Source organism: Salinicola acroporae (genome assembly GCF_003206615.1).
GTDB lineage: Bacteria > Pseudomonadota > Gammaproteobacteria > Pseudomonadales > Halomonadaceae > Salinicola > Salinicola acroporae.
The window spans coordinates 1-13,285 of the sequence record NZ_PZJW01000004.1 but is presented as its reverse complement, the minus strand read 5'-3'; the positions used below and the strand labels follow the sequence as shown (position 1 = coordinate 13,285).

The window sequence follows — 13,285 nt, the reverse complement described above, 5'->3', positions numbered from 1 at the left end:
CGTCGGCAGCGGCAATGCTGGCCTCACACCAGTGTTCACATCCCTGCGCCCCGCCCCCTTGACCAAGGGGGCGGGGCGTCGTGCTTTGGTCGTAGCGGCCACCGTCACCACTTCGTGACCATCTTGAAAAACAAATTAAATCAATAACTTGAAGAATCATGCAAAAACGCGATGCGGGCATAGCGACAACGCAATAGTCTCGCACCGCCGACGCTGACTACCGTGTCGACTCCAACCACCAAGGGATTCGATCATGGTCGCGTTTCTCATCGCCATGGCGGTAACGGCTTTCGCCGGCACGCTGGTCATCAAGAAATACCAACCGCAGACCGTGCTGCTGCTGGCCGGCCTGGCCCTGTTCGTCGCCACGGCGCTGTTCTTCCCCGCCCAGTCGATCCTGTTCAAGGAGACCCAGACCAGCGGCTGGGCCGGCTTCGATATCTTCGAGTTCATCCACCAGATCATGTCCTACCGCCTGGCCGGGCTGGGGCTGATCATCATGGCCGCTGGCGGCTTCGCCAAGTACATGGACCATATCGGCGCCACCCAGGCGATGGTCAATATCGGCACCCGGCCGCTGGCCCGGATGCGTGCACCCTACCTGGTGCTGGCACTCGGCTACGCGGTGGGCCAGGTGCTCAATATCTTCATCCCCAGCGCGGCGGGGCTGGCCATGCTGCTGCTGGTCACGCTCTACCCGACGCTGGTGCGCCTCGGCGTCAGCAAGGCCTCCGCCGCCGCGATGATCGGCATGACCTCGGTGCTCGACCTGGGTCCGGCCTCCGGCACCGCCAACCTGGCGGCGCATACCGCCAACATGGACGTGGCGATCTACTTCGCCCAGTACCAGATTCCGGCGTCGCTGTTCATCGTGCCGGTGATCTGCGTGCTGACCTATTTCAGCGCCAAGTACTTCGATCGCCGCAGCGGCCACGTGGTCGATCCCGACCCCACCGCCCATGCCGTCGCCGATGGCGAGACGCAGCCCCAGCGCGTGCCCGGCTTCTACGCGCTGCTGCCGATCCTGCCGCTGACGCTGATCCTGGTCTTCAGCAAGCTGCTGATCCATCAGATCGAGATCGGCGTGGTGACGGCGATGATCATCGGCGCGGTGCTGGGCCTGTTCTGCGAGATGGTGCGCAAGCGTCGCGAGCTGCAGGCAGTGTTCAAGGGCTTCATGACCTTCTTCCAGGGCATGGGCCAGATGTTCTCCTCGATCATCTCGCTGATCATCTGTGCCGAGTTCTTCGCCGCCGGGCTCACCGCCATCGGCGCCATCGACTTCATGATCGGCGCCGCCCAGGGTGCGGGGTTCGGCCTGTTCGGCATGACCCTGGTCACCTGTCTGCTGGTCGCGGTGACCGCGATTCTCACCGGCTCCGGCAACGCGGCGTTCTTCTCCTTCGCCGGCCTGGCCCCCAACGTCGCCGCCGCCACGGCCGCCGGCCCGGTGGCACTGCTGCTGCCGCTGCAGTTCACCGCCGGGATCGCGCGCTCGCTGTCGCCGGTGTCGGGCGTGATCATCGCGGTCAGCGAGGCCGCCGGCTGCTCGCCCATCGATATCGTCAAGCGCACCGCGATTCCGCTGATCGGCGGCCTGGTAGTGCTGTTCGTCTATACCGCACTGTTCGTCGGTGTGAAATGAGCCGCGATCTTCCGCGAACCGATGGTCTGAACCTGCGACGTCGACCGACTCCGCACACCTTGGGCGAGAACCGACCATGAATACTGATCAGCTTCCCGATTCGACCGACCACCTCTTTTCCCGCGACGCCACCTGGCAGGCGTGGCTGGAGGTCGAGCGTGCGCTGGCCCTGACCCAGGCCGAGCGGGGCATGATCCCCGCTGCTGCTGCCGCGGAGATCGCACGTTGCGCGACCCTCGACCAGCTCGACCGCGAGGCGCTGGCCGCCGATATCGAACGCACGATGTCGCCGGTGATGTCGCTGGTGAGGGCGCTGGCCGCGCGCTGCGACGGCGACGCCGGCGGCTATGTCCACCTCGGCGCCACGACCCAGAACATCATCCTCAGCGGCAAGATGCTGCAGCTCGCACGCTCGCACCGCTGGCTCAAGGCACAGCTCGCCGCCCAGCTCGAGTGCCTGGCGGATCTCGCCGAGCGCGGCGCCGAATGGCCCTGCGTCTCGCGCACCAACCGCCGCCACGCCCTGCCGATCACCTTCGGCTACAAGGTCGCCGGCTGGATCGAGGAGCTGGAGCGCAACGTCGAGCGGCTGGAGGCGGTCGAGTCCCGCGCCTTCGTGCTCACCTTCGGCGGCGCCAGCGGCGCCATGCACAGCTACGGCGACGAGGGGCAGGCACTGGCCCAGGCGCTGGCCGCCCGGCTCGGCCTCGGCGTATCGCGGGTTCACTCCCGCGCCGCCGTCGACGGCCTGGTCGATTACGTCACCACGCTGGGCCTCTATGCCGCCGGCTGCGAGCGCCTGGGCCAGGAGCTCTACACGCTGATGGCCAACGAATTCGAGGAGGTCAGCGAAAACCAGGGCGAGGAGGTGGTCGGCAGCAGCACCATGCCGCACAAGTTCAACCCCAAGTATGCCGTCAACCTGCTGGCCGAGGCCGGCGAGCTGCGCAGCCTGGTGGCACCGGCGCTGGAGACCGCGCGCCCCTCCCACGAAGGCGATGCGGCGTGCAACTTCCGCCTCTACAAGCTGCTCGACCAGGCCGGTGCGCTCGCCTATCGCGTTGCCGCCACCCAGCGCACGCTGCTGACCCGGCTGGTCCCCCACCCCGAGCGGATGCGCGAGATCCTGATGGCGAACGCCGCACCGCTGATGTCCGAACACATCATGCTAGAACTGAGCAAGGAGATCGGCCGCCAGCGCGCCCACGATCTCGTCCATGACGCCATCGTCGCCAGTCGCGACGGAGCGCACACCTTTGCCGGGGCGCTGTTCGAGGACGACACCGTGCGCCGCCACTATGGCGACCGGGACGCGCTCGAACGTGCCCTGAGTCCCGAGCACTACACCGGCCAGAGCCGCCAGATCGCGCTGACGATGGCCGTCTCCGCCCGCGACCTCGCCGCACGCCTGAACCGGGAGCGTAGGGAAGTCCCCGCGTCGTTGCGCTGACAGCACGGAGTGAGAACCACCCCATCGATGCCAGGCGCATCGGTGGCACAACGCCGAACCGACAAGAAAAAAGAGGAAGGATCATGCCAACCCTACCAAGACGCTATCTCAGCCTCCTGCTCGCGCTGGGCGGCCTCGCCCTGTCGCCGCTGGCACAGTCGCAGACGCCCCAGACCTCCCCACCCCTGGCCACGGGCAGCCATGAATCGACCTTCACCCTGCCGGAGAGCCAGCGCCGGATCGAGGTGGCCAGCTACGTGCCCGAGGGGGCCGATGCCGAGACGCCGATCGTGTTCGTGCTGACCGGCCTCAAGCGCAACGCCGAGGACTACCGCGACGCCTGGATCGAGGCCGCCGACGAATACGGCTTCACCATCGTGGTGCCGCGCTTCTCCAAGCAGGACTATCCCGGCGTCGCCGGCTACAACCTGGGCAACCTGGTCGCGAAAGATGGCCAGCCCAATCCACCCGAGGCGTGGTCCTACACCGTCATCGACGAGCTCTTCAGCGATCTCGAACAGTCCGGCCAGACCGAGCGCCAACGCTACTACCTGTTCGGCCACAGTGCCGGCTGTCAGTTCGTCCACCGCATGCTGACCTTCGTGCCGCAGTCGCGAATCCAGGCGGCGATCTGCTCGGCAGCCGGCTGGTGGACACTGCCCGACACCGACAACGAGTGGCCCTACGGACTCAAGGATGCGCCGGTCGCGGTCGATCGTGATGCCCAGCGCCAGCTCGCCGGCCTCGACCTGCTGGTGACGGTCGGCGCCAAGGACACCGATCCCTGGCACAAGTATCTGCGTCGCAGCTACCAGGCGATGGCCCAGGGCAACAATCGGGTCGAGCGCGCCTGGGTCTACTACAAGACCGCCGAGCAGAAGGCCAACCGCTACGGCTTCGACTTCCACTGGGCGTTCCAGACCGTACCCGGCGTCGGCCACGACAACGCTGGCATCGCGCCCTTCGCCGCCAAGCAGTTCGCCGCCTTCGAGCGCGATGGTGCCTTCGATGTCGTGACCCCGGAGACACCCCCGGACAGCCAACCCCAACGCTAGCGCTAGCCCTCACCACACTTTTTCCGATCACTGCCCCTCGTTCGCTCGGCGGGCGGGACAGGGAACCTGCGTCCGCTCGATGGCCAGCGTCGAGCCGCGAGCGGCCGCGCCAGACGCTCCCCACAACACGAAAAACGAACAGGAGTTCAGCATGAATACGCCACGCCACCGCAGCACGACCCGGCAATCTCGACTTGCACGCGCGCGCCGGCCGCTGTCAATAAAGACGCCGATAAAGACACTTTCAGCAATAGCGACGCCTTTATCGATAGCGACTTTCGCGGGCACCTGGACTTTGGCACTGGCCCTCGCCGCTCCGGCCCAGGCCGATTTCCTGGCGGACAGCACCGCCTCGCTGGAGCTCAAGAACTACTTCATCACCCGCGACTATCTCGAGGGCGACCAGGACAACAACAAGCGCGAGGAGTGGGCCCAGGGCTTTCTGTTCCGGGCCGACTCCGGCTTCACCGAGGGCCCGATCGGGTTCGGCGTCGACACCATCAGCATGCTGGGCGTAAAGCTCGATTCGAGCCCGTCGCGGGCCGGCACCGGCCTGCTGAAGATCGATGACGATGACCATGCCGAGGACGACTACACCAAGTTCGGCGCCACCGCCAAGATCCGCGCCGGCGACAGCGTATTGCGTTACGGCTATCTCGAGCCGCGCCTGCCGTCGCTGCGCCCCAATGCCAGTCGGCTGTTCACGCAGTCGTTCCTCGGCACCCAGATCACCTCCACCGACATCGAGGGCCTGGAGCTGACGGCAGGCCAGCTCAACCGCACCCGACAGCGCGACGAGACCGAGCACGAACCGATGGCGCTGAACCGCAAGAGCGGCGCCTACGGCAGGGCCTCCAGTAACCGCTTCCAGTTCATCGGCGGGGAGTACCATCTCGGCAAGCGCGCCCGCCTCGGCTATCACTACGCGCAGCTGGAGGACATCTATCGCCAGCACTATGTGGGGCTGAGCGACGGCATCGGTCTGGGTTCGGGTCGGCTGGGCGCCGACATCCGCTATTTCGACGCCAGTGAACAGGGCGCCGCCGAGGCCGGCAAGGTGGACAACCGCGCCGTCAGCACGCGGCTGCGCTATCGGCTGGGCGCACATACCTGGAGTGGCGGCTACCAGTCCCAGTTTGGCGATACCCCGTTCACCTATCTGAGCGGTACCAACGTCTACCTGTTCTCCCAGTACCAGATCAGCAACTTCACCGAGACCGGCGAACGGGTCTGGCACGCCCGCTACGACTACGACTTCAGCGATCTCGGCCTGCCCGGGCTGACCTTCATGCTCCGGTATGCGACCGGCGACCAGGCCAGCGTCCGCGATTTCGACGGCGAGGCGAGGGAGTGGGAGCGGGATGTCGACATCGAGTACATCGTCCAGGGGGGCATGCTCGAGGGGCTGTCGCTGCGCTGGCGCAACGCCTCACGCCGCGCCAACTTCACCCGCGACGCCAACGAGAACCGCATCCTGCTCGGCTATACCCTGAAGCTCTGACGCGGTCAACCCCGTCACCGCCAAGCCGTCTTGCCCGCCTCAGGAGAGCAGGGTGACACCATCACCAAACGCGCGGTCCTGTCGGCCGCGCACCTCGAGCGTCTCGCGCAAGGTCTCGATGAAGCGCCGCGCGATGGGGCGCTGCCCCGCCGGCGGCAGGATGCAGGCGTAGGTCAGCTCGGTGGCAGGCGTGATCGGCCGCATCACCGTGCCGGCCGTTCCTGCGCCCGATCCGACGGCGGCGCCGCAACAAGCCAGATCGAGCAGCCCCAACCCGAAGCCGGCCTCGACGAAGCGCGGCACCAGTTGCGTCGAGCCGACCTCCAGCGCGATCCGGGGCTTGCGCCCGACCCCGTCGAACAGCCGATCCAGTCGTTGGCGCCAGATCTGTTGCGGCTTGAGGGTGACGAAAGGCGAATCGACCAGCGCCTCGACCGGTATCCGTTCGAGCGCCGCCAGCGGATGGTCGGCCGGCATCAGCACCTGGGTGGTCGCCTGCAGCAGAGGCTCCACCGCCAGCTCGACGATGACGTTCTCCACCGGCAGCGACAGCAGGCCGACGTTGTAGCGCCGCGACCCAACCTGGCGCTCGACATCGAACCGGCTGCCGATATCGATCTTGCAGTTGAGCCCGCGGCAACGCTCGCGCAGTTCGGCAATCGCCGCCGGCAGCAGCGTGGCGCCGATGGGTGCGGAGGTGATGATGCGCAACGCCTCGACCGTCTGCTGGCGGATCTCGCCGGCAATGGTGGGAATCTCCTCGACCCCGTTGAGGATATGCTCGGCCTCTCGATAGAAGCGCTCCCCTTCCAGGGTCAGCAACAGCTTCTGGTGGGTACGCTCGAACAGCGTCAGCTTGAGCTCCGCCTCCAGCGAGGCGATCAGCCGGCTGGCGGCGGGCTGGCTCAGGTTGGCCGCCTGCGCCGCCGCCGACAGCGAGCCATGCAGCACGGTCAATCGGAACAGCCGGAGCGCCTTGAGATTCATGGGAAGTCGACTTTGCCAGGCCATCGGATCGACGAGCCTACCAGAAGCCCGGACAGAGACACTGCCGCTTTGGTCAAAGCCAGTGACGACGCATCAGGCGGCCGCAACGGGGCGGCAGCCGGGATCAATGGTTGAGAATGATCGCCGTGATCACGCCAGTGGCGACCGCGGCAAGTACGTAATCGCCGTCGATGTTCAACCAGCGATGTCCCCGTGGCGGTTCCCGCAGATGCCGCGCATGCCAGTCGCGTACCCAGTAGCGGTCGTCGCGGTAGTAACGATCGGCGAGATGGCCGCCCTCGTGCCAGCCGCGATGGTCCCGGTAGCCGTCATGGCCCCTGGTATGTCGATCGTGATGATCGTGGCCGTGAGGGCCTTTGCCTTGAGGGCCATGCCCTTTTCCATGGCCATGACCCGGATCGGCCTGGGCGATTCCGGCGGTGCCCAGCGCGGCGATCAGGACGCCGATGGTGACGACGCGATGTTTCATGGAAATCTCCTATCATTGCCGTCGATGACGAGATGGGTCCAGCATGAAACCTCAATAAGAAAACAGTGTTCACGAATTGTGCATTCTGGCTGATCGCCCTGGCGCCAGCGGCGCCATTGGGGAAAGCCGGCGTGCAAACTGCGGCGGATCTCACTTAGCATGCTAATATCGCAGAATCCCATCCTTCCACCCTTCACCCGGACTTGCCGCCCGTGTCAGCGACCACCTCCGTAGCGCCCACGCCCTGGCCCACCATCGTTCTGCTGGCGATGACCGCCTTCTGCGCCTCCGCCACCCAGCGAATCCTCGATCCGATGCTGCCGCGCCTCGCCGAGGTCTACACCACCACCCTGAGCGCCGCCTCCTGGGCCATCACCGCCTTCGCCATCGTCTATGGCTGCCTGCAACTGGTGCTGGGCCCCAGCGGTGATCGCTACGGCAAGCTGCGCGTGATCTCGCTGTTCTCGCTGCTCGCCGCCGTGGCCAGCCTGCTCTGTGCGCTATCGGGGACGCTGGCGACGCTGATCGCGGCGCGCATGCTGGCGGGAGTGGGGTGCGCGGCGGTCATTCCGCTGGCAATGGCGTGGATCGGCGACAACGTGCCCTACGAGCAGCGCCAGGCGGTGCTGGCGCGTTTTCTGATCGGCCAGATCTGCGGACTCGCCTGCGGCCAGACGTTCGGCGGGCTGGCCGCGGAACAGGATTGGTGGCAGTGGCCGTTTCTGGTCTACACCTTGCTGTTCGCCGCCGCCAGCGGACTGCTGTGGTACCGCGCAGGGCGTCACGAGCGGCCCCAGGGGCGCAAGCCGGAGTCGCTCGGCGTGAGCCTGCGCTACGTGTTGCAGAAGTCCTGGCCGAGGGTGGTGCTGGTCGCGGTGTTCTGCGAAGGCGCCGCGGTATTCTGCGGTTTCGCCTTCGTCGCCAGTCACCTGCATGTCGTCGGGGGGCTGCCGCTGACCGAGGCCGGATTGATCCTGGCGGTGTTCGCCCTCGGGGGCTTGAGCTTCGCCCTGCTGGCGCGGCGGCTGGTGCCGAAACTCGGCGAGAGCGGGCTGTGCCAGTTGGGCTGCGTGCTGATCGCGATCGCGCTGGCCGCCATCTGCCTGAAACCGACGCCCGGCGTCGGCGTCATTGGCTGCTACCTGTTCGGGCTGGGCTTCTACATGCTCCACAACACGCTGCAGACCACCGCCACCCAGATGGCGCCGGAGCGGCGTGGCGCGGCGGTATCGCTGTTCGCCACCGCCTTCTTCACCGGGCAGTCGCTGGGTACCGCCGTCGGCGGCGGGATCATCGCGCTGTCCGGCACCACGCCGACCCTGGCGCTCGCCGCCGTCGCCGTGCTGCCGGTCGGCTTCGGCTTCGCCTGGCAGATCCGTCGGCGCGACCGGTCGCTGGTGCCAGCCTGACCTTCGCGCTGCCCACCGGTTATTGCCCCGGGCCGCAGTGCGATAAGCTGCCGGACTCGATGCCACCATCCGCCGGCCCGGAGACCGACTTCATGACCATCGCCACGCCGCACCAGGTTCTCGACTTCTGGTTCGAGACGCTGACCCCCAAGGAGTGGTTCCGCAAGGACGCCGATCTCGACCGCACCATCGCCGAGCGCTTCGGCGACACTCTGGCCGCCGCCGCGCATTGCGAATGCTGGCAGTGGCGCGAGACGCCGGCCGGCCGACTGGCGGAGATCATCGTGCAGGACCAGTTCTCGCGCAACGTTCATCGCGACACCCCGGGCGCCTTCGCCCAGGACCCGCTGGCCCTGGCGCTGGCCCAGGAGTTGATCGCCCGCGGGGAGGATGCCGAGCTGCCCGTCGCGCAGCGCATCTTCGCCTACATGCCGTTCATGCACAGCGAGTCGCTGGCGATCCATGCCCGTGCGGTCGCGCTGTTCGACGTTCCCGGCATGGAGACGCAGCTCGACTACGAGCACCGTCACCGCGAGATCATCGAGCGCTTCGGCCGTTATCCGCATCGCAATGCCATTCTGGGGCGGGAGTCGACGCCGGAGGAGGTCGCGTTCCTGCGCCAGCCGGGGTCGGCCTTCTAGCAGAAAATAAGCAGGCGAACTTTATTTTCGGACTGCAAACGCGCGATCATGCGGCCCTGACACTCATCCGGAGCCAATCCATGACGCCGACCATCGACCTGTTGCGCAGCCATCGCTCGATTCGCGCCTTCACCGACCAGTCGATCAGCGATGACCAGCGTGAGGCGATCATCGCCGCCGCGCACTCCGCCTCGACTTCCAGCTTCCTGCAGTGCTCGTCCATCGTGCGCATCACCGATACCGCGATGAGAGAAGAGCTGGTGGAACTGACCGGCGGCCAGCAGTGGGTCGCGCAGGCGGCAGAGTTCTGGGTGTTCTGCGCCGACTTCAACCGCCACCAGCAGATCTGCCCGGAAGCACAACTGGGTCGCGCCGAGCAACTGCTGGTGGGCTGCGTGGATACGGCGTTGATGGCCCAGAACGCCATGATCGCGGCGGAGTCACTGGGCATGGGCGGGGTGTTCATCGGCGGGCTGCGCAACAACATCGCCAGCGTGACCGAGCTACTGGAGCTGCCGAAGTTCGTGCTGCCGCTGTTCGGCTTCTGCGTCGGCTGGCCGGATGCCGAACCCGATCTCAAACCTCGCCTGCCCCAGGCGATGCTGGTCCACGAGAACCGCTACCGGAAGATCGACCCGGCCGTGCTGGCCGATTACGACGATCAGATCACGCGCTACTATCAGCAGCGCGACAGCCAGCAGCGCACCGAGACCTGGAGCGCGATGATCCAGCGGATGATCATCAAGGAAACCCGACCGTTCATTCTGGACTACCTGCACAGCCAGGGCTGGGCGACGCGCTAATCCCGAGCAGACCTCACGTCACGATGAACCCCACGCAGGCTGCCGTGGCGAGCCCCATCGCGCCATTGAAGATCCGCCAGGCTCGCGGCGTCTTCAGCAGCCGGCCGAGCGCCATGCCAAACCCGGCCCAGCACGAGATACAGAAAAAACCGACGATCTCCATGAACGCCGACAACACCAGCGCATTGGCGAGCAACGGGCCGTCGGCGGGCATGAAGCCGGCAATCAGCGCAATGCCCATCACCCAGGCCTTGGGATTGACGAACTGGAATACCGCCGCCTGCCAGGCCGTCAGCGGCTTGGCGCCCTCCCTGGCCGCCAGGTTCGGCGGTGGTGCCTTGGCGATCTTCCACGCCAGATAGAGCAGATAAACGGCGCCGACGATCCTGAGCCCTTGCTGGATCACTGGGAAACGCTCGAACAGCACGCCGAGCCCCAGCGCCACCGCCATAAACAGCACGAAGCAGCCGGCCATGATACCGAAGATGTGCGGTAGCGTGCGGCGATAGCCGTAGAGCGCGCCGGAGGCCGTCAGCATCACGTTGTTGGGGCCAGGCGTACCGGTCATCGAGATCGAAAACAGCGCTACCGAGAACCACCAGGTCAGTGACATCACCGGCTCCCCCCGACGGCGGTGCATGGCGCCGGCATCGCCGGCCCGGCCCAGGTCAGCGTGAAGCGGCGGTTGCGCGCGCCGCGATTCTTGATACTGGCGACCTGAATCGGGCCGATCTCCGCAGTCGAGGCGACGTGGGTGCCGCCACAGGGCTGATAGTCGACGTCGCCGATGCGCACCATGCGAATTTTCCCGGCGCCCCGCGGTGGTGTCACCGACATCGTCTTGACGAGCTCGGGATGCGCGTCGAGCTCGGCTTCGCTGATCCACTCGCTGGTGACCGGATAGTCGGCGGCGATCAGGGCGTTGAGCCGCTCGCTCAGCTCATCCTTGTCGAAGCTGGCCTCGCCCAGATCGAAGTCGAGTCGGCCACGCTCGGCACCGATGCTGCCGCCGGTGACCCCGTGAGGGACGATGACGGAGAGCAGATGCAGCGCGGTATGCATGCGCATGTGGGCATAGCGCCGCTCCCAGTCGATCTGCTGGGTGACACTCTGCCCCGCCTCCAGCCCGTGGGCCGGATCGAGCAGATGATGGACCTGCCCGTTGTCGCCCTTGCGCGTATCGAGCACCTTCAGCGTGCGGCCGTCGGCGGTGATGAACACGCCCTGGTCCCCCGGCTGGCCGCCGCCATGGGGATAGAACAGCGTCGCATCCGTAATGACCACGCTGTTCGCCACCACACCACCCTCGCCAATTGCCCCTGTCGTTGCCAACACGGTCGCCAGGCTCTCGCGGGCGTAAGGGAGTTCGCGAAACGTCAGTGCGGTAGACATCGGACACCTCTCGAGGAGGTCGTTCCTCAAAAATTGAATGGGTACAATTTGTTGACTTTGCGGCCAAAAGACCGAACAATTCGAGCATAAACCGCCTAATCTTCCGGTCAACTCGATTTTTGTCACCATGACAATTTGGATTCCTGCTCTACCCGGGCAAGGCCCGCGCTACCGCGAACTGGCCGATGCCATCGCCAACGCCACCGCCAGCGGCGAACTGGTGGCGGGCGCCAAGCTGCCACCGCAACGACGCCTGGCGGATGCCCTCGGCGTCACCGTCGGTACCGTGACTCGCGCCTACGCCCTCGCCGAACAGCGCGGTGTCGTCACTGCACGGGTCGGCAGCGGTACCTACGTGCGCGGCGCCGGAGCACCCCATCCGGCTTTCGATCATGTCCGTCGCGCCGCGCCGGACAGCGGCATCGTCGATCTCAGTTTGTCGCTGCCGCCCCCCCACCCGCAGCGCGAGGCATCGCTGGCGCGGGCGATGCAGTCGATCCAGCACGACCCCGAACTGTTGCGGGCGGCCATCGATTATCAGCCGGAAGCGGGCCTGACCTGGCAGCGGGAAGTCATCGCCGGCTGGCTGACCACACTCGGACGCCCGGTTCCCGCGGACGAGCTGGTGATCAACCAGGGCGGCATGCACGGCATCTTCCTCAGTCTCAGCGCCCTGCTCTCCCCCGGTGAGCGTCTGGCGGCGGAACGGCTGACCTATCCGGGCCTGATCAGCGGATTGCAGCAGCTGTCGCTGAAGAGCGTGGCGATCGCCCACGACGAGGCAGGGATCGACATCGATGCGCTGGCGCGTGCTTTCGAACAGCAGCCGTTCCGCGCGCTCTATGTCATGCCGGACTGCCACAACCCCACCACCGCGAGGCTGAGCGAGGCACAGCGCCACGCGCTGGTCGCCCTGGCCCGGGAGCGACAGTTCTGGCTGATCGAGGATGACATCCATCCCCAGCTCGATGACGAACCGGTGACACCGCTCTATCGATTGGCCCCCGAGTGCACGGTCACGCTGTTCTCGGTGGCCAAGCTGCTCGGCGGCGGCCTGCGCGTCGGCGCCATGCGCGCGCCACCGGTGCTACACGGGCGATTGACGGCAGCGCTGCGGGCGCAGAGCTGGATGCCGCCGCCATTGATGGCCTCGCTGGTCTGCCGCTGGATCGAGAGCGGCGACGCCGATTCACTATTGCAGTGGCAGCGCGAAGAGCTCGAGTGGCGCTTCGACCGCGCAATGGAGAGGCTGGGCGAGTTCTCTCCACGCGGGCATCGCGGCGGTTTCTATCTGTGGCTGGCACTCCCGGGCGAGTTGCGCACCAGCCATGTGGTGGGCCAGCTCCAGGCGCAAGGGGTCAACGTCAGCACGGCGGAAAGCTTCTGCCTCGGTAGCGTCAGCGCCCCCCAGGCGATTCGTGTCTGCATCAGCGCCGCCGAGAGCCGCGAAGCCCTGGAGCACGCCCTGCAGGTCATCGCCGCGACGTTGGGCGATCCGGATCCGATGCTGTGGCAGACGGTTTGAAACACTGACCGCAGCCTGGTTCAGCTTTAGCGGCTTCGCGGCCCCAGCAACCGTACTGCCCGGCTGCTGCTCGAAGCCAAACGCCAGCTCACCGACACCCAGCACCGCATCGCCCAGGTCAGCGAGCGACGGGGTTCTCCTAGCTCACCGACTTCACCCACTTCTTCAAGCGCGGCACCGGCATGACGCCAAAGACACTTCGACAGCGGGATATTTCATGAGTTAAGTGCCCGCTCGAGACTCGTTGAATATCGATAATCCCTAGCCATTCATGGCTGATCTCTTACAAACATCCTGCGAGCAACACGCTATGCTGGCCCATGCAGATTCAGGGCCGACCAGCGGGGCAATAATATGCTCAACGATCTCCTCGACACCTTCGATATC

At 66.2% G+C, this 13,285-nt stretch carries 12 protein-coding genes; 8 read left to right on the top strand and 4 right to left on the bottom strand.

Going from position 1 to position 13,285, the window contains the following annotated elements:
* The first annotated feature begins 253 nt into the window (after positions 1 to 253).
* The 4 genes from dcuC to DOM54_RS05505 all read left to right on the top strand — a co-directional run bounded on the left by dcuC (position 254) and on the right by DOM54_RS05505 (position 5,651).
* Complete coding sequence (gene dcuC / locus DOM54_RS05520; RefSeq protein ID WP_110715395.1) at positions 254 to 1,645, top strand: C4-dicarboxylate transporter DcuC; 1,392 nt, start codon at positions 254 to 256, stop codon at positions 1,643 to 1,645.
* A 76-nt stretch (positions 1,646 to 1,721) separates the two neighbouring features.
* Positions 1,722 to 3,095, top strand: coding sequence for a lyase family protein (locus DOM54_RS05515; RefSeq protein WP_110715394.1), 1,374 nt, complete (start codon positions 1,722 to 1,724; stop codon positions 3,093 to 3,095).
* Between the two features lie 83 nt (positions 3,096 to 3,178).
* The gene (locus DOM54_RS05510; RefSeq protein WP_110715393.1) at positions 3,179 to 4,150 is read left to right on the top strand and encodes an alpha/beta hydrolase-fold protein; all 972 of its coding nucleotides are present in this window, start codon (positions 3,179 to 3,181) and stop codon (positions 4,148 to 4,150) included.
* A 295-nt stretch (positions 4,151 to 4,445) separates the two neighbouring features.
* Positions 4,446 to 5,651, top strand: a complete 1,206-nt coding sequence (locus DOM54_RS05505) for an OprD family porin (RefSeq protein WP_206019023.1) — start codon at positions 4,446 to 4,448, stop codon at positions 5,649 to 5,651.
* Between the two features lie 39 nt (positions 5,652 to 5,690).
* Here DOM54_RS05505 and DOM54_RS05500 read toward each other — a convergent pair whose 3' ends face one another.
* The gene (locus DOM54_RS05500; protein WP_162619771.1) at positions 5,691 to 6,638 is read right to left on the bottom strand and encodes a LysR family transcriptional regulator; all 948 of its coding nucleotides are present in this window, start codon (positions 6,636 to 6,638) and stop codon (positions 5,691 to 5,693) included.
* 124 nt (positions 6,639 to 6,762) lie between these two features.
* Positions 6,763 to 7,128 (bottom strand): RcnB family protein, encoded by a 366-nt coding sequence (locus DOM54_RS05495; protein ID WP_110715390.1) that lies wholly within the window; start codon positions 7,126 to 7,128, stop codon positions 6,763 to 6,765.
* 212 nt (positions 7,129 to 7,340) lie between these two features.
* Here DOM54_RS05495 and DOM54_RS05490 point away from each other — a divergent pair, with 212 nt between their 5' ends.
* From DOM54_RS05490 to nfsA, 3 genes are all read left to right on the top strand, one after another.
* Positions 7,341 to 8,537 (top strand): MFS transporter, encoded by a 1,197-nt coding sequence (locus DOM54_RS05490; protein WP_110715389.1) that lies wholly within the window; start codon positions 7,341 to 7,343, stop codon positions 8,535 to 8,537.
* A gap of 92 nt (positions 8,538 to 8,629) precedes the next feature.
* Positions 8,630 to 9,178, top strand: a complete 549-nt coding sequence (locus DOM54_RS05485) for a DUF924 family protein (protein ID WP_110715388.1) — start codon at positions 8,630 to 8,632, stop codon at positions 9,176 to 9,178.
* Between the two features lie 80 nt (positions 9,179 to 9,258).
* A complete protein-coding gene (gene nfsA / locus DOM54_RS05480) occupies positions 9,259 to 9,981 on the top strand; it encodes an oxygen-insensitive NADPH nitroreductase (RefSeq protein ID WP_110715387.1) in 723 nt (240 codons plus the stop codon).
* Positions 9,982 to 9,994: 13 nt separating this feature from the next.
* Here the strand turns inward: nfsA and DOM54_RS05475 are convergent, their stop codons facing one another.
* Together DOM54_RS05475 and DOM54_RS05470 are read right to left on the bottom strand one after the other, a co-directional pair.
* Positions 9,995 to 10,594, bottom strand: coding sequence for a LysE family translocator (locus DOM54_RS05475; protein ID WP_110715386.1), 600 nt, complete (start codon positions 10,592 to 10,594; stop codon positions 9,995 to 9,997).
* On the bottom strand, positions 10,594 to 11,373 hold the full coding sequence (locus DOM54_RS05470; RefSeq protein ID WP_110715385.1) for an alanyl-tRNA editing protein: 780 nt from the start codon (positions 11,371 to 11,373) through the stop codon (positions 10,594 to 10,596). Before DOM54_RS05470 ends, DOM54_RS05475 begins: the two co-directional genes overlap by 1 nt.
* A gap of 127 nt (positions 11,374 to 11,500) precedes the next feature.
* On the opposite strand from DOM54_RS05470, the gene DOM54_RS05465 reads away from it, so the two are divergent.
* Positions 11,501 to 12,898 carry an aminotransferase-like domain-containing protein gene (locus DOM54_RS05465; protein ID WP_110715384.1) on the top strand — a complete coding sequence of 466 codons (1,398 nt, stop codon included), beginning with the start codon at positions 11,501 to 11,503 and terminating at the stop codon, positions 12,896 to 12,898.
* Positions 12,899 to 13,285 lie beyond the last annotated feature (387 nt).

Coding starts and splice junctions, on each gene's coding strand:
- dcuC (WP_110715395.1), top strand. CDS start 254: ATGGTCGCGTTTCTCATCGCCATGGCGGTAACGGCTTTCGCCGGCACG.
- DOM54_RS05515 (WP_110715394.1), top strand. CDS start 1,722: ATGAATACTGATCAGCTTCCCGATTCGACCGACCACCTCTTTTCCCGC.
- DOM54_RS05510 (WP_110715393.1), top strand. CDS start 3,179: ATGCCAACCCTACCAAGACGCTATCTCAGCCTCCTGCTCGCGCTGGGC.
- DOM54_RS05500 (WP_162619771.1), bottom strand. CDS start 6,638: ATGAATCTCAAGGCGCTCCGGCTGTTCCGATTGACCGTGCTGCATGGC.
- DOM54_RS05495 (WP_110715390.1), bottom strand. CDS start 7,128: ATGAAACATCGCGTCGTCACCATCGGCGTCCTGATCGCCGCGCTGGGC.
- DOM54_RS05485 (WP_110715388.1), top strand. CDS start 8,630: ATGACCATCGCCACGCCGCACCAGGTTCTCGACTTCTGGTTCGAGACG.
- nfsA (WP_110715387.1), top strand. CDS start 9,259: ATGACGCCGACCATCGACCTGTTGCGCAGCCATCGCTCGATTCGCGCC.
- DOM54_RS05475 (WP_110715386.1), bottom strand. CDS start 10,594: ATGTCACTGACCTGGTGGTTCTCGGTAGCGCTGTTTTCGATCTCGATG.
- DOM54_RS05470 (WP_110715385.1), bottom strand. CDS start 11,373: ATGTCTACCGCACTGACGTTTCGCGAACTCCCTTACGCCCGCGAGAGC.
- DOM54_RS05465 (WP_110715384.1), top strand. CDS start 11,501: ATGACAATTTGGATTCCTGCTCTACCCGGGCAAGGCCCGCGCTACCGC.